Source organism: Halomonas sp. TH-94, from assembly GCF_057473365.1.
The window spans coordinates 11,885-28,018 of the sequence record NZ_JBYCKL010000110.1; the positions used below are offsets into that span (position 1 = coordinate 11,885).

13 protein-coding genes are annotated in these 16,134 nt (G+C 64.2%); 12 read left to right on the plus strand and 1 reads right to left on the minus strand.

Annotation, left to right across the window (positions count from 1 at the left end; genetic code table 11):
• The first annotated feature begins 97 nt into the window (after positions 1-97).
• The 12 genes from AC2VNO_RS18670 (at position 98) to AC2VNO_RS18725 (ending at position 14,502) form a co-directional block, all read left to right on the plus strand.
• Positions 98-1,609, plus strand: a complete 1,512-nt coding sequence (locus tag AC2VNO_RS18670) for a CoA-acylating methylmalonate-semialdehyde dehydrogenase (RefSeq protein ID WP_486935539.1) — start codon at positions 98-100, stop codon at positions 1,607-1,609.
• Positions 1,610-1,629: 20 nt separating this feature from the next.
• Positions 1,630-3,282: a GMC family oxidoreductase gene (locus tag AC2VNO_RS18675; RefSeq protein WP_486935540.1), complete on the plus strand. Its 1,653-nt coding sequence runs from the start codon at positions 1,630-1,632 to the stop codon at positions 3,280-3,282.
• A 201-nt stretch (positions 3,283-3,483) separates the two neighbouring features.
• Complete coding sequence (locus tag AC2VNO_RS18680; protein WP_010629501.1) at positions 3,484-3,690, plus strand: cold-shock protein; 207 nt, start codon at positions 3,484-3,486, stop codon at positions 3,688-3,690.
• 200 nt (positions 3,691-3,890) lie between these two features.
• Positions 3,891-5,660 carry an SLC13 family permease gene (locus AC2VNO_RS18685; protein ID WP_486935541.1) on the plus strand — a complete coding sequence of 590 codons (1,770 nt, stop codon included), beginning with the start codon at positions 3,891-3,893 and terminating at the stop codon, positions 5,658-5,660.
• A gap of 78 nt (positions 5,661-5,738) precedes the next feature.
• The gene (locus AC2VNO_RS18690) at positions 5,739-6,404 is read left to right on the plus strand and encodes an alpha/beta hydrolase (protein WP_486935542.1); all 666 of its coding nucleotides are present in this window, start codon (positions 5,739-5,741) and stop codon (positions 6,402-6,404) included.
• A gap of 7 nt (positions 6,405-6,411) precedes the next feature.
• Positions 6,412-7,344: a prenyltransferase gene (locus AC2VNO_RS18695; protein WP_486935543.1), complete on the plus strand. Its 933-nt coding sequence runs from the start codon at positions 6,412-6,414 to the stop codon at positions 7,342-7,344.
• Between the two features lie 101 nt (positions 7,345-7,445).
• Complete coding sequence (gene trpB / locus AC2VNO_RS18700) at positions 7,446-8,648, plus strand: tryptophan synthase subunit beta (RefSeq protein WP_486935544.1); 1,203 nt, start codon at positions 7,446-7,448, stop codon at positions 8,646-8,648.
• A gap of 157 nt (positions 8,649-8,805) precedes the next feature.
• Complete coding sequence (locus AC2VNO_RS18705; protein ID WP_228574737.1) at positions 8,806-9,030, plus strand: hypothetical protein; 225 nt, start codon at positions 8,806-8,808, stop codon at positions 9,028-9,030.
• A 9-nt stretch (positions 9,031-9,039) separates the two neighbouring features.
• Positions 9,040-9,708, plus strand: a complete 669-nt coding sequence (locus AC2VNO_RS18710) for an NADH-quinone oxidoreductase subunit K (RefSeq protein ID WP_486935545.1) — start codon at positions 9,040-9,042, stop codon at positions 9,706-9,708.
• Positions 9,705-11,195, plus strand: coding sequence for a complex I subunit 5 family protein (locus AC2VNO_RS18715; RefSeq protein ID WP_486935546.1), 1,491 nt, complete (start codon positions 9,705-9,707; stop codon positions 11,193-11,195). The genes AC2VNO_RS18710 and AC2VNO_RS18715 overlap by 4 nt, the downstream gene beginning before the upstream one ends.
• Positions 11,192-12,697, plus strand: a complete 1,506-nt coding sequence (locus AC2VNO_RS18720) for a proton-conducting transporter transmembrane domain-containing protein (RefSeq protein ID WP_486935547.1) — start codon at positions 11,192-11,194, stop codon at positions 12,695-12,697. Before AC2VNO_RS18715 ends, AC2VNO_RS18720 begins: the two co-directional genes overlap by 4 nt.
• Positions 12,694-14,502: a complex I subunit 5 family protein gene (locus AC2VNO_RS18725; RefSeq protein ID WP_486935548.1), complete on the plus strand. Its 1,809-nt coding sequence runs from the start codon at positions 12,694-12,696 to the stop codon at positions 14,500-14,502. The genes AC2VNO_RS18720 and AC2VNO_RS18725 overlap by 4 nt, the downstream gene beginning before the upstream one ends.
• A gap of 85 nt (positions 14,503-14,587) precedes the next feature.
• Here AC2VNO_RS18725 and AC2VNO_RS18730 read toward each other — a convergent pair whose 3' ends face one another.
• Positions 14,588-16,000: a PhoH family protein gene (locus AC2VNO_RS18730; protein ID WP_486935549.1), complete on the minus strand. Its 1,413-nt coding sequence runs from the start codon at positions 15,998-16,000 to the stop codon at positions 14,588-14,590.
• Positions 16,001-16,134 lie beyond the last annotated feature (134 nt).

Consider the following 16,134-nt stretch of genomic DNA (forward strand, 5'->3'; position numbering starts at 1 on the left):
AGGTAGGCTAGTCAGTCACAGCTTTGTGCCTGCTCGCTGAAAGCGACGAATGACGCAGCACTCAACAGATGTCAGCCAACCACAAGACGGAGACCCCATGACTCAGCAAACGATCGCACATTATATCGGTGGGCAAATGACGGCCGGCGATTCGGGCCGCTCACAGGACGTCTTCAATCCGGCGACGGGGCAGGTCTCGGGCAAGGTGGCGCTGGCCTCTCGCGCCGACGTCGATACCGCCGTTGCCGCCGCCAAGGCCGCCTTCCCGGCCTGGGCCGATACGCCGCCCATTCGTCGCGCGCGGGTGCTGTTCAAGTTCCTCGAGCTGCTCAATGCGCACAGGGACGAGCTGGCTCGCGCCATCACTCTGGAGCACGGCAAGGTCTTCACCGACGCTCAGGGTGAAGTGGCTCGCGGCATCGACATCGTCGAGTTCGCCTGCGGCATTCCGCAGCTGCTCAAGGGCGACTTCACCGAACAGGTGAGCAACGGTATCGACAACTGGACCGTGCGTCAGCCGCTGGGGGTCGTAGCCGGTATCACGCCGTTCAACTTCCCGGTCATGGTGCCGATGTGGATGTTCCCCGTGGCCATCGCCGCCGGCAACACCTTCATCCTGAAGCCGAGCCCCACCGATCCCAGCGCTTCGCTGCTGATCGCCGATCTGCTCAAGCAGGCCGGGCTGCCCGATGGCGTATTCAACGTGGTGCAGGGTGACAAGGAGTCCGTCGAAGCGCTGATCGAGCACACCGACGTGCAGGCGCTCTCTTTCGTCGGCTCCACCCCCATCGCCAACCTCATCTACGAGAACGGCGCGCACCACGGCAAGCGCGTGCAGGCCCTGGGCGGGGCCAAGAACCATATGGTGGTGATGCCCGACGCCGATCTGGACAAGACCGTCGATGCTCTGATCGGTGCCGCCTACGGCTCCGCCGGCGAGCGCTGCATGGCGATCAGCGTGGCGGTGCTGGTGGGCGACGTGGGCGACAAGATCGTGCCGCGCCTGGCCGAGCGCGCCCGGGCGCTTAAGGTCAAGAACGGCCTCGAGCTCGACGCCGAGATGGGCCCCATCGTCACCGCCCAGGCGCACCAGCGTATTACCGGCTATATCGACAAGGGCGTGGCCGAAGGGGCCGAGCTGGTCGTCGACGGCCGTGAGTTCGATGCCGGCGGCACCGGTGACGGCTGCAGCGAGGGCTTCTGGATGGGCGGGTCGCTGTTCGACAACGTCACGCCTGAGATGACCATCTATAAGGAAGAGATCTTCGGCCCGGTGCTGGCCTGCGTGCGGGTGCCCGATATCGCCACCGCCATCCAGCTGATCAACGACCACGAGTTCGGCAACGGGGTGAGCTGCTTCACCGAAAGCGGCAGCGTGGCCCGCGAGTTCGGTCGTCGTATTCAGGTCGGCATGGTCGGCATCAACGTGCCGATCCCGGTGCCCATGGCCTGGCACGGCTTCGGCGGCTGGAAGCGTTCGCTGTTCGGTGACACCCACGCTTACGGCGAAGAGGGCGTACGCTTCTATACCAAGCAGAAGTCGATCATGCAGCGCTGGTCGGACTCCATCAATGCGGGTGCCGAGTTCGCCATGCCAACCCATAAATGAGTGGGACGGGAGAGAGCCCCATGGCAGAGCAGGAATTCGACTACATCGTGGTGGGCGCCGGTACGGCCGGCTGCCTGCTGGCCAACCGCCTGAGCGCCGACCCGGCCAACCGGGTGCTGCTGATCGAGGCGGGCGGCCGTGACAACTACCACTGGGTGCACATTCCGGTGGGCTATCTCTACTGCATCAACAACCCGCGCACCGACTGGTGTTTCAAGACCGAGCCCGATCCGGGCCTCAACGGGCGTGCGCTGATTTACCCCCGCGGCAAGACCCTGGGGGGCTGTTCCAGCATCAACGGGATGCTATACCTGCGTGGCCAGGCCCGTGACTACGACGGCTGGGCCGAAATGGTGAACGACGATGCCTGGCGCTGGGAGAACTGCCTGCCGGACTTCATGAAACACGAAGATCACCATCGGCTGGACGAAGGCGGTAACGCTGACGCTGCTCACCGCGACTACCACGGCCACGGCGGCGAATGGCGGGTCGAGAAGCAGCGGCTCAAGTGGGAGATACTCGACGACTTCGCCGAAGCGGCGGTGCAGGCAGGCATACCGCGTACCAGTGACTTCAACCGGGGCGACAACGAAGGCGTCGACTATTTCGAAGTCAATCAGCGCGACGGCTGGCGCTGGAACGCAGCCAAGGCCTTCCTGCGCCCGGCATGCGCCAAGCGCAGCAACTTTACCCTGTGGCACTCCACCCAGGTGCATCGCCTGTTGTTCGATGAAGAGGGTGGTGGCCGGCCTCGTGCATGCGGCGTCGAGCTCGAGCGCAGCGGCACGGTCAGTCGGGTAAAGGCGAAACGGGAGGTGATCCTGGCCGCCGGCGCCATCGGCTCGCCGCAGCTGCTGCAGCTCTCCGGTATCGGGCCGGCCGGGCTGCTGGCCGAGCACGGCATTCCGCTCGTTCATGAGCTGCCCGGGGTAGGGGAGAACCTGCAGGACCACCTGCAGATCCGTTCCGTGTACAAGGTCTCCGGCGCCAAGACTCTCAATACCCTGGCCGGCTCCTGGCTGGGCAAGGCAAAGATCGGCATGGAATACCTGCTGCGCCGTACCGGGCCCATGAGCATGGCGCCTTCGCAGCTCTGCGCCTTCACCCGCAGCAGCGACGAGTATGAGCACCCCAACATCGAATATCACGTTCAGCCGCTGAGCCTCGAGGCCTTCGGCCAGCCGCTGCACGACTTCCCGGCGATCACCGCCAGCGTGTGCAACCTCAACCCAACCAGTCGCGGCAGCGTGCGCATCAAGAGCCGCGACCCGCGCCAGGCCCCGGCGATTGCGCCCAACTACCTGAGTACCGCGGAGGATCGCAAGGTGGCGGCGGATTCGCTGCGGGTCACGCGACGCATCGCCGAGCAGCCTGCCTTTGCCAAGTATCGGCCCGAAGAGGTCAAGCCGGGCCTGGAGTACCAGAGCGACGAAGATCTGGCGCGGCTGGCCGGCGACATCGGCACCACTATCTTCCACCCGGTGGGCACCGCCAAGATGGGACGCGATGACGACCCCCTGGCAGTGGTAGACGCTCGCTTACGCGTGCGCGGCGTAGCAGGACTGCGTGTAGTCGACGCCAGCATCATGCCGACCATCACCAGCGGCAACACCAATTCGCCGACTCTGATGATCGCGGAAAAAGCTGCTGCTTGGATTCTCGAGTCGCGGTAGGATTACTGTCATCCACGCAAAATAGTATTTGACGTGGATGCGTGAAGAGCGCAAACTGCGTGCAGTTGGTTAGCAAGTCGAACATCGCAAGTGGTCATCGTAACGCTCATGGCGTCGATTTCCCGGTGAAAAGTTTCTTGTTTTACCCACTGCTACTCGGGTATTTCCCGGCAAATCAATGCTATTAGAGGAATTACGATAATGGCTACCGGTACTGTCAAGTGGTTCAACGACACCAAGGGCTTCGGCTTCATTTCTCCGGACGACAACGGTGACGACCTGTTCGCTCACTTCTCCGAGATCCAAGCTGACGGCTTCAAGACTCTGCAGGACGGCCAGAAGGTTTCCTTCGACGTCACTCAGGGCAAGAAAGGCCTCCAGGCTTCCAACATCAAGGTCATCGGCTAAGCTTCGGCTTACCATGAACTGATGTGCCACTTCGGTGGCAGAGAAGGCCCGCGAAAGCGGGCCTTTTTGGTTTGTCCGTTTGGTATGTACGGCTCCTCATATAATAGCTTTTTGGCATTAGAGAATTTCTAAAAAGAACTTTTTAGAATATGTCGGTGCGTTCACAATGGCTTCCTACGCCCTGTGTACGGAATCACCTAATGTCGCTGGATGCTTGGATATCCCTCGCCGTCGTCCTCGCCGTCTTTCCTCTGATGGCCTTTTCCCGTCTCGGCCCCGACATCGTCTTGCTGGGCGCGGTGATTCTGCTGCTTACCCTCGGTGTCATCGACCCGGCCCAGGCGCTGGGCGGCTTCTCGAGCACCGGTCTGTTTACCGTGGCCTTCATGTACGTGCTGGTGGCAAGCATTCGCGAAACCGGCGGTATCGATCTGATCATTCGCCATGTGCTCGGCAGGCCTGGCAGCGAACGCGCCGCTCTGGCTCGTCTGGTCATCCCGGTGGCATCGCTCAGCGGCTTTCTCAACAACACCCCGGTCGTTGCCACCTACATTCCGGCGGTACTCAGCTGGAGCCGGCGCCTGAAGCTACCGGCGCACCGTCTGCTGATGCCGCTGAGCTTTGCCTCGATTCTAGGCGGTACCGTCACGCTGATCGGCACCAGCACCAATCTTGTGGTGCACGGCCTGCTGGTGGAGCGCCACCCGGGGCTGGCGATGGGGCTGTTCGATCTTGCCTGGGTGGGGCTGCCGGTGGCCGTGATCGGTGCGCTCTACCTGATATTCATCGCTCCGCGTCTGCTGCCGGCTCGTCGTGGTACGGCCTCGGCGTTCGAGAATCCCCGTGAGTTCACCATCGAGATGGAAGTCGACCCGGAAGGGCCGCTGGTCGACCGCAGCGTGGAGGAGGCGGGGCTGCGCCACCTGCGCGAGCTGTTTCTGGTGGAGATCGAGCGTGGCGGCAACGTGGTCAGCGTAGTGGGGCCGGGCGAGCGCCTCAAGGCGGGCGACAGGTTGGTCTTTGCCGGCACCTCCGACGGCGCCGTGGAGCTGCAACAGATTCGCGGCCTGGTACCGTCGCGACATGGCGAATCCAGCCTGGAGAAGGATTTCAAGGAACGCCGCCTGGTTGAAGCGGTGGTGTCCGACCAGTGCCAGTTCGTCGGCAAACGCATTCGCGACGGCCATTTCCGCACCCTGTATGGCGCCGCCGTGCTGGCGGTGTGTCGAGGCGGTGAGCGGGTGGCAGGCAATCTCGGCCAGGTACGCCTGCAACCGGCCGATGTGCTGCTCCTCGAGGCGCGCCCGCCTTTCATCGAGCGTCACCGCCAGTCGCGCGACTTCCTGCTGATCAGTCAGCTCAACGGCGCGGCTCGGCCCAAGCATGAGAAAGCCTGGCTGGCCTGGAGCATCCTGGCGGGGGTGGTGGCGCTTGCCACCTTCGGCGTGATGAGCATGATGAATGCCGCCATGCTGGGAGCGGTGCTGGTGCTCGTCACTGGCTGCTGCTCGGTAGGGGCGGCCAAGCGCGGCCTGGATACCCAGGTACTGCTCACCATTGCCGCCTCTTTCGGGTTGGGTGCGGCGCTGGAGAGTTCGGGCGCGGCAGCCACCCTGGCGGGGTTGGCGCTGGGCCTGGCCGACGGCAACCCCTGGCTGCTGCTGATAGGCAGCTACCTGCTGGTGGCACTGCTGACCGAGCTGGTCACCAATAACGCCGCTGCGGTGATTACCTTTCCCGTAGTCATGGCCAGCGCCGAGAGTCTTGGCGTCAATCCCATGCCCTTCGTGGTGGCGGTGATGTTCGCCGCCTCGGCCAGTTTCCTCACGCCCATCGGTTATCAGACCAATCTCATGGTGCACGGCCCCGGTGGTTACCGGTTCGGTGATTTCCTTCGGGTGGGCGGCATGCTCAACCTGTTGACCGCTGTCGTCGCTCTGGTGCTGATTCCGCTGGTCTGGGCATTCTGATGCGTCAGACTCTCGCCGTGATCATGCGATTACGGTAGGGTGTCGGCTTGGTACAGACTGCGACGAAGGAAGCCAGCCATGAGCCACCCCGGCGAACTGATCATCGAGCCCAAGAGCGGCCGTCCGGCCGATGCTTGCGTCTTCATACTTCATGGCCTGGGCGCCGACGGTCGAGATTTCGAACCCCTGGTGCCGGCACTGCCGCTGACGTCCGGGCTCGACGTACGCTTCATTCTGCCTAACGCGCCGCGGCTGCCGGTGACCATCAACGGTGGCATGGTGATGCCGGCGTGGTACGACATCTACGAGATGAGCCTCGATCGCCGCGTCGATACCCGCCAGCTGGTCGCCTCGGCGGAGCGCATCCAGGAGCTCGTTCAGGAGCAGATCGATCATGGCATCGACAGTCGCCGCATCATTCTGGCCGGTTTCTCCCAGGGCGGCGCCGTCGCCTACCAGGCGGCACTCTCCTTTGCCGCTCCGCTGGGCGGGCTGCTGGCCATGTCGACCTATTTCGCCACTGCCGAGACCATCGAACTGAGCGAGGCCAATCGCGAGTTGCCCGTCGAAATTCACCACGGCACCTTCGATCCGGTGGTGCCGGAAGCGCTGGGCAAGGCCGCTCAGCAGCGTCTGCAAAGCCTGGGCTACCCGGTGCACTATCAAAGCTATCCCATGGCACATGCGGTATGCCCCCAGCAGGTCGGTGACATCGCCACCTGGCTCAATGCTCGCCTAGGCTGATCGATCGATGAACGGCATGGTTACGCCGAGCGCGCAGGCGCGTACCTGCCTGCGCAGCAGTCGGCCGAATTTCCTGGTACTGGCCCCCCTGTGCGCTGGCCTGGCGATAACCGCCGCCTGGGCCGACGGCCACGCATTCGCTACGCTCGATGCCCTGTTGGTGCTGCTCGGTGCTCTGCTGGCTCATGCCGCGGTCAACCTGTTCAATGAACACCACGATTTCCACTCCGGGCTGGATGAGCTTACCGAGCGCACACCGTTCTCCGGCGGCAGCGGGGCCTTGCCCGACAGTCCCGAAGCCGCCGGTGCGGTACGCAAGGCAGCATTCGGGTGCCTGGCCGGCGTGGTGGCGATAGGCCTCTGGTTTTTGTGGCGGGCGGGGCCCGTGATGCTCCTCTATGGTCTGGTGGGGATCGTTCTGGTAGTGGCCTATACCGGATGGCTGACCCGACGCCCCTGGCTTTGCCTGCTGGCGCCAGGCGTGGGCTTCGGCCTGCTGATGGTGCTGGGCGCCTATCAGGCGCTGACCGGCACGCTTTCCGCCACGGTCGTCGCCGTGGCGCTGATACCCACCCTGACGGTCAGCGCACTGCTGTTGATCAATCAGCTGCCCGATATCGAGGCCGACCGACGGGTAGGGCGCGATCACCTGGCGATTCGCCTGGGGCCGCGTCGGGCCGCCCGGCTGGTGGCCGTCATGCTGGCGGCTGCTTTTGCCGTGGTGCCGCTGGCGTGGCTGGGGGGCGCGCTGCCTGCCTCGGCCTGGCTGATGTGGCTGGCGCTTCCGGCCCTGGTGTGGCTGATTCGCGGCCTGTGGCAGCTGCCACCCGAGGTGGAGCAGGGCGAGATGGCACCGCTGCTGCCGCTCATGGGGCTCAATGTGGCACTTCTCCTGGGAAGCTTGACCCTGCTCAACATTGGGCTCGTTGTGGCCGCCTGAAACCCTCTCTCGGCCAAGGTCTGTCTCGACAGGGCGCGGGCGGCTGGGCAAGATGATCCAATACCTTGTTCGCTACTCGCTTAACCCTTTCAGGATCGCCCATGAGCACATCCCGCTTTGCCAATCTGCCCGACGCCCAGGGCTTCTTCGGTCAGTTCGGTGGCCAGTTCATACCGCCGGAACTCAAGCAGGTGATGGACGAGATCGATGCCGCCTATGAAGAGATTCGCCTGCGCGATGACTTCCAGCAGGAGCTGGCCGAGCTTTTTACCGACTATGTCGGCCGCCCCAGCCCGATATTCCATGCCCGGCGACTCTCCGAGAAGCTTGGCGGGGCGCAGATCCATCTCAAGCGCGAGGACTTGAACCACACCGGCGCGCACAAGATCAACCACTGCCTGGGCGAGGCCCTGCTGGCCAAGTTCATGGGCAAGACCAAGGTCATCGCCGAGACCGGCGCCGGTCAGCACGGCGTGGCGCTGGCGACTGCCTGTGCCCTGGTGGGGATTCCCTGCGAGATCCACATGGGCCAGGTGGACATCGAGAAAGAGCATCCCAACGTCACCAAGATGAAGATCCTGGGCTGCAAGCTGGTGGCCGTCACCCGTGGCACGGCGACGCTCAAGGATGCCGTCGACAGCGCCTTCGAAGAGTACCTCAAGGACCCGCAGAATTTCCTGTACGCCATCGGCTCGGTGGTGGGGCCACACCCCTTCCCGAAGATGGTGCGGGACTTCCAGTCGATCATCGGTCGCGAGGCGCGCCAGCAATTCCTCGAGCGTCACGGCCGCCTGCCCGATCATGTCACCGCCTGTGTCGGCGGTGGCTCCAACGCCATCGGCATGTTCACCGCCTTCCTCGATGACGACTCGGTGCATCTGGTGGGCGTGGAGCCCGCCGGCGAGGGCCTCGATACCCAGCGCCATTCCGCCACCCTGACTCTCGGCAAGCCCGGCGAGATTCACGGCATGGCCTGCTACGTGCTGGAAGACGAACAGGGTAACCCCATGCCGGTGCACTCCATCGCCTCGGGGCTCGACTATCCTGGGGTCGGGCCGCAGCACAGCTATCTCAAGGAGCAGGGCCGGGTCGACTACGAGACGGCCACGGATGCCGAATGCCTCGATGCCTTCCTCACGCTATCGCGCGTCGAGGGGATCATACCGGCACTGGAGAGCGCCCATGCCGTCGCCTGGGCAATACGCATCGCTGCTACGCTACCCAAGGATCAGCACATCCTGATCAACCTTTCGGGCCGCGGCGACAAGGATGCCGACTACGTGGCAGACAAGCTCGGACTCTGACAGGCTTAGGGGAAGTGGCCACCGCTATGTGGCCACCTGCCTGGATTTGTCCTTCAGGGGTTGAAGTCAGGCAGGATGAGTCCCAAGGTATTGAAATGAATGCCTGCGGCTGAATGTTGTCAAACCACCGGATACTCAACACAAGGAGAATGTGATGATGCCCGATACGTCCGAGGAGATTCGCCTCCCGAAGGCTTGCCCGTCTTGTGGCAGCCACCTCTACCGCGTCAATCAGGTGCGCAATCCCACCGATGAGGTGCACTGCGCTTCCTGCAAGCACTATCTTTGCGACTACCATGAAGCTGTCGACATGCTCGAGAAAGGCTCCGGTGACGAAGCCGAGGAATTGATCGAGAAGGTGGTCAACCGGCGGCATCACTGAGTCAGGGCCATGCCGCCGTTCCTGGATGTCCTGCTCGCATTGACTGTAGTGGCGCTGGCTGCGCTGGCGCTGGTAGACCGCCAGTTGGTGCGAGCTTGCTCCTGGTTCGTGGCATTTGCACTGGGCGTGGCGCTCACCTGGCTCAGCCAAGGTTTCTTGTGGCTAGCACTGCTGGAAGTGGTGTTTGGCGCGGCGCTCACCGGTTCCTTTCTTTTCTATAGCTTGGGCGTCAGGCCCGGTGCCGTCGAGCCCAGAGGGCGGCTTTCGCGCTGGCGCGACCCGCTACCGCTCACCTGGCGGCGAGGGCTGCTGCGGCTGCTGCCGGCAGTGGCAGTGGTGATCATGCTGGTCATGGCATTGGCTGACTTCGGCCAGGTGCCTGGCCCGCAGCGACTGGGTGGGTTGGGCCTGATTTTCCTCGGGCTATGGGCGTTTGCACTGCATCGCCATCTGCTGCGCCGGCTCCTGGCATTCAATGTGATTGGCACCGGGATTTTCCTCATTCTGATGGCGCTGGTACGCGACACCACGCCCGCTGCCGGGCATGGCCTGGTGATTACCGGACTCGTGGTGGCCTTGCTGGGTACGGCCCTGGGGTCGCTGCTGATCCGCCGTCTCAACGGCCTCGATGCCAGCCGTGGTGCATCCGTTAACCTCGCAGAGCAGGGTAGCGGATGATCGAAAGGCTGGGTCTTCTGATACCTGCTTCCTCTGAATCCGGCGACTTGGGCGCCGTTCTGTCGTTGCTCGCCGCCCCCCTGGTGATGGGTGTGCTGGCGGCGCTATGGCGGCCGCAACACAGCTGGCCGGTGGCGTTGCTCTCTCTGCTACCGATAGCGACGCTAGCGCTATTGGCACACCAGGTTCTCGCCGCGGGCGGGCAAGCGTGGCTCATCGAGCTGGGAGCCCTGACGCTGCATTGGCGTGCCAATGGCCTGACGTTACTGCTTTTGCTGCTCACCCAGGTCGTCTCCCTGGCCAGTGCCGCCTATGCGCCGGCCTACCTTCGCGCGGAAATCGGCAGACACGGCGGCCAGGTGTGGCTATGGCCGCTGCAAGGCCTGCTGCTGTCCAGCCTGTCGCTGATCTGGTTGGCCGGCGATTTTCTCTCGCTGTATGTGGGCCTCGAACTGATGGGGCTTGCCGCAGTGGGCCTCATGCTGCTGCCCGGCCGGGTGGATGCCCTGGCTGCCGGTATGCGCTACCTGCTCCTCGCGCTGGTGGGATCGCTGGCTTTCTTGCTCGGGGTATCGCTGCTGCTGGGTGCCTGGGCACGACTCGACCTGGCAGGCCTGGCGCAAGCCGCCGAACCGGGAATCGTGCTGTGGGTGGCGGTGGCGCTTCTCAGTTCGGGCCTACTGCTCAAGGCTGCGGCTTTCCCGCTGCACGCCTGGCTGGCGCCGGTGCATGGTTCGGCGTGGACGCCGGTGAGCGCCCTGCACGCCGCGCTGGTGGTCAAGGGCTCGTTCTTCATCGCGCTGCAGCTGTGGCTGGTACTGGTACCCAACGCACGAATCGCTGCCTGGCTGGTAGGTGGCATGGGCGCCTCGGCCGTGGTCTGGGGCGGTCTTCTGGCGTGGCGAGCCGTCAAGCTCAAGGATGTGGTGGCCTGGTCCACGGTGTCGCAGCTCGGCTACCTACTGCTGGGCTTCTCGCTGCTGATCGGGTCGGAGCCGTCCGTGGTGGAGGTGGCCTGGGAGGGCACCTGGCTGCAGCTGGCGGCCCACAGCTTGGCCAAGGCCGGTATGTTCCTGGCCGTAGGCAATCTGATCTTCTCCACCGGAGAGTCTCACGTGCAAGGCCTCGCCGGTGCCAGCCGGCGCATGCCGCTCTCCCTGCTCAGCTTCGGTATTGCCGCCATCAGCTTGATCGGGCTGCCCCCTAGCGCCGGCTTCACCGCCAAGTGGCTGCTGCTGCACGCCTCGCTCGAGGCGGGTTACTGGCCCTGGATGGCGGCCCTGGCACTGGGGACGTTGCTGAGTGGCGCCTATGTGTTTCGGGTGTTTCGCTACTCCTTCGTCGAGGATGCCGAACCGCTCGACTATCGCCGGGTGCCGTGGAGCATGGAGCTTTTCGCGCTGCTACTGGCGCTCTCGTCGCTGCTGCTGGGGCTGGTGGCGGAATGGCCGCTGTCGCTGCTGCGCCCAGCGGGAGGTGGTCCATGAGTCACGCCTGGCTGCCGCTGGTGACGCTGGCCACCTCGCTGCTGGTGGTGCCGCTGATATTTGCGCTGCCCGAGCGTGCCTGGGGGGCGCGTACCATCCTCAACCTGGGCGCCGCGTTGCTGAAGGTGCTGTTGGTGGCCCTGATGGTGTGGGGGCTCTACCAGGGGGAAAGCTTTCATTTCAGCTTCACCGTGGTACAGGGCGTGACTTTCCTGCTGCAGGTGGACGCGCTGGGCCTGATGTTTGCCGGTCTCTCCTCGCTGTTGTGGCTGGCCACCACCGTGTATGCCATCGGTTACCTGGAGGATTCGCCCAACCGCAAGCGTTTCTTCGGCTTCTTCAGTCTGTGCGTGGCCAGTACCGTCGGCATCGCCCTGGCCGGCAATCTGTTCACCTTCCTGCTTTTCTACGAGCTGCTGACGCTCTCCACTTATCCCTTGGTGGTGCACCGGGGGCATACCAAGGCATTGGATGCCGGCACCACCTACCTGCGCTACACCCTGACCGGGGGCTTGATGCTGCTGCTGGGCGTGGTGGCGCTGCACGTCATGGTGGGAGACGTCACCTTCGGCGAACGCGAGATGCTGGCCGATCTCGGCCCCGATGCGCATGGCCTGCTGACGGTGCTGTTCCTGATTTTGCTCGTAGGGCTGGGGGTCAAGGCTGCGCTGGTGCCGCTGCATGGCTGGTTGCCGCGGGCCATGGTGGCGCCGGCGCCGGTGAGTGCGCTGCTGCATGCGGTGGCAGTGGTGAAGGCGGGGGCCTTCGGCATCGTAAGGCTGGTATACGACGTCTACGGCATTTCGCTGACCTATGAGCTTGGTTTGCTCACGCTGCTGGCGGTGATCGCCACCATCACCATTCTGTATGGTTCGATACGCGCGCTAGCACAGCAGGAACTCAAGCCGCGGCTGGCGTATTCCACCATCAGTCAGGTGTCCTACATCGTGCTGGGCATCAGCCTGTTCGGCCCCTTCGGTACGGTGGCGGGGCTCGTTCATCTGATGCACCAGGGGCTGATGAAGGTCACCCTGTTCTATTGTGCCGGCAACTATGCCGAGGAGCTCGGCATTCACCGCATCGACGAACTCAACGGGGCAGGGCGGCGCATGCCGCTGACCAGCGTCGCCTTCACCGTGGGGGCGCTGGGCATGATCGGGCTGCCGCCCGTGGCCGGCTTCATCAGCAAGTGGTATCTGGGCATGGGGGCCGTGCAGGCCAACATGCCCTGGGTAATCGCCGTGCTGGTGGTCAGCAGCCTGCTCAATGCCGCCTATTTTCTGCCCATTCTCTATCGCCTGTGGTTCCGCCCCGGGCCGGCTCATGGCGTTGGCGAGTGGCCGGACGAGCGCCGCCTGGGGCGTTTCGAAACCAGTGGCTGGCTGTTGTGGCCGGCGGTTGCCACGGCCGTGTTCAGCGTCATGGTCGGCCTGCTGGCGGGGGTGCCCTTCAGTCCGCTGGACCTGGCCACCTTCGTCACCGCCGAGGAGTACCTGCCATGATGGCGCCGCTGCTGCTGGTACTGGCGCTGCTGTGGCCGCTGCTGCTGATGCTGCGCACGCTGCTGTGGTTGGCGATGGAACAGGGGGGGCTGAAACGTCCCGGGCGACGCCCCGTGCTGCTCGATGGGTGGTGGGTCTCGGCGCCCATACCCGCCTTGTTGCTGGCCCTGTGGCCGGGAGAGGCCTTGCTGGTGATGGAGGGTTGGCTGCTGGGGGCGCGGTGGCAGCTCGAGGACGTTCGCCGCCCCTGGCTGTTGTTCAGCGCCATGCTGTGGGCTCTGGCCGGTCTCTATGCCCGGGGGTATCTGGTCAGCGAGCAGCAGGCCGCCGAATCCGGTGATGTCGACGCCTTCCGTCGCCTGCTGGGGTTCGCCCTGCTGTGGCCGCTGACCCTGGCCGGCAACCTGCTGCTGCTGCTGGCCGAGGACATTCCCAGCTTCTACATGGGCTTTGCCGTGATGACTTTCGCCGCCTATGGCCTGGTGGTGCATGCCGGCCATCGCGATGCGCACCTGGGCGGGCGTGCCTACCTGATCATGGCCGTACTCGGTGAAGGGATGATTCTCGGCGGTCTGCTGTGGTCGGCGGGAACGGTACAGGTGCTCACGCTGACCGAACTGCGGGCCGGCCTCGCCACGGCCGAGCAGGGCGCCTGGATGGCGGCGCTGCTGTGGCTGGGTTTCGGCGTCAAGGCCGGGGTCATCGGGCTTCACGTGTGGCTGCCGCTGGCGCACCCGGTAGCCCCTACGCCGGCCAGTGCCGTGCTCAGCGGGGTCATGGTCAAGGCCGGCCTGATCGGCTGGATCAGTACCCTGCCGCTGGGGGCCGAGGGGCTCGAGCCGCTGGGGAGGGTCGTCATCGTTCTGGGCTTGTCCGGGGCCCTGGCAGCGGCCCTCTATGGGGTCGTACAGCGTCACCCCAAGGCGGTGCTGGCCTACTCCAGCGTCAGCCAGTTGGGCATGATCGCCACGCTGTTCGGGGTCGGCATGGTGGCTCCCCCTCTGTGGCCGGTGTTACTGACGGTCATCACCCTGTTCGCCGTTCACCATGGGTTGACCAAGGGCGCTCTTTTCCTCGGGGTCGGCATCAGCGAGCACCCGCCGAGGTTGCCGGCCTGGTTGCTTTGGCTACTGCTCGTGCTGCCGGCGCTGTCGTTGGCCGGGGCCATGACATCCGGCTTGGCCACCAAGTGGTCGTTCAAAGCGCTGCTCTACGACGCCGGCCATGAAGCCTTGGTCACCTGGCTTAGCGTAGCCGCAGTGGGAACTACCTTACTGATGTGTCGCGCTCTGTGGCGACAGTGGTGTGAACGTGGCACCTACCGAATTCCCTGGTACGCGCCCATGCCGCTGGCCTGGCTTGGCTGCATCGCCGCCGCGGTGAGCGTGCCGCTGTGGATGCCGTTCGTCGGGGAAACGCCCCTGTGGCCGCCGCTGACGGAGTGGCTGGGTTTGCTGTGGCCCGCCATGCTGGGCGTGGGGTTGGCAGGCCTGGTGCTGCTCGCTTCGCGGTGGGTGACGCGCGAGTGGCGAGCCGCCCGGCGCCTGCTGCCGGGCGACCTCTGGTGGTGGTATGCGCGCCTGGCAACCAAGCTACTTAACGTGGTGCACGGCGTCGGTGACGCCTGGGAGCGACGTGCCGTGCGGCTGCGCGAACGCCTGCTGGAATGGGAGGCACGATTCACCGCGGCGGTGAGCGAATTGACCCGCTTCGAGCTGTACTTTCGGCGCCTGGCCGTGCCGCTCATGGTGGCAGTGGCGGTGGTACTGCTGATGGGGCTCTGGCTGGGCCAGATACATGGCTGAGTGGCGGTAGGCGGGGAAGCCACCACCCGGGGCGAATATCTTCGGCCCGGGTGGCTGCATGCGGTTTCCCAAGTCAGGGTCGGTTCTAGAGCAACTCTTCACCGGCCAAGGCCAGGCGCGAGCGCTCCACGCTACGCAGTGTCACATGGCCGGCATGGGGCCAGTTGCTGAAACGCTGCACCACCGCTGCCATGCCGCACGTGTTGGCGGTGAGATAGGGGGTGTCGATCTGGCCGACATTGCCCAGGCAAACGATCTTGGTATTTCTTCCGGCGCGGGTGAGCAGGGTCTTGAGCTGCTTGGGGGTGAAGTTCTGTGCCTCGTCGATGATCAGGAAGGTGTCGTTCAGGGTGCGCCCACGCATGAACCCGGGGGCGCGAATCTGCACCCGGGAGCCGATCAGGCTGCGTGTGGCGTCCTGACTCCAGCTGGTACTGCCGTCATGTTCGTCGCGCAGCAGGTTGTCCATGTTGTCGTGGAAGGCCCCCATCCACGGTGACATCTTCTCCTCTTCGGTGCCGGGCAGAAAGCCGATGTCCTCGCTCATCGAAATCGGTGCCCGGGTGAACACGATGCGTTCGAAACGCTTGGCATCGAGCGTTTGCTGAAATGCCGCCGCCAGCGTCATGAAGGTCTTGCCGGTACCGGCGCTGCCGGCGATGGTGACCAGGTCGATGTCGTCGTCCATCAGCAGGTTGAGAGCGAAGTTCTGGCGACTGTCGTGGGCATGAACGCCCCAAACGCCCTCCTTGTGCCGGTAATTGGTCAGTAGCTGCAGCCGGGCCTGGCTGGGAGTGAGCTCGCGAACGATGGCCTCGAAACTCGCCCCGTTCTCGCTGTCGGAAACCAGCATGCCCAGGTGCCAATCGTTGGGTATCTTGCCCTCCAGGCGATAGAAGTGGTGGTGGTCGACGCGTTCCACCTCGACATTGACGTCCAGCAGATCCCAGGGGCCGTTGCTGCTTTCCCCGTCGGGATAGATGCGTACCCCTTCGAGCATGACATCGCTGTCGCTGAAAGCGCGATCGGTCAGGTAGTCCTCCACAGGAACGTGCAGGGCGGCTGCCTTTACCCGCAGGTTGATGTCCTTGGTGACCAGAATGACCGAGGCGTCGTGACGCTCGTCGCGTAGCCGGCAGGTTTCCGCCAGGAGTACGTTGTCGGGGCTTTCCTCCAGGTTTTCCAGCGGCTTGAGTTCCGGATAGCAGAGAAACCGGAGCTTGCCGAGGGTCGACCCGCCGGCGCGGGGGATCGGTATGCCTTGCTGAATTTCGTCGAAGGTGACTTGGTGGGTGAGGTCCGAAAGAGTGCGGCTGACCTGGCGGGCGGTGCGGGCGATCTCGCGCAGGCCGTTCTTGAGTTTGTCGAGTTCCTCGAGCACGGTCATGGGGATGACCACCTCGTGTTCCTCGAATTGATACAGGGCAGCGGGGTCATGCAGCAGGACGTTGGTATCCAGTACGTACAGCCGCTTGGCTTTCTTGTCGAGTCGTACCATCGGGGCAGCTCTCCTGAGTTGACGGCACCAACAACACTGGCCTTCACGTCATTCCATGGCATGACAGTCCGGCTCACTGTCGGCCAGTGTCACTTCTGGATGGCAGATCTCCTCTTCGGTTTTTGGGTACTTCT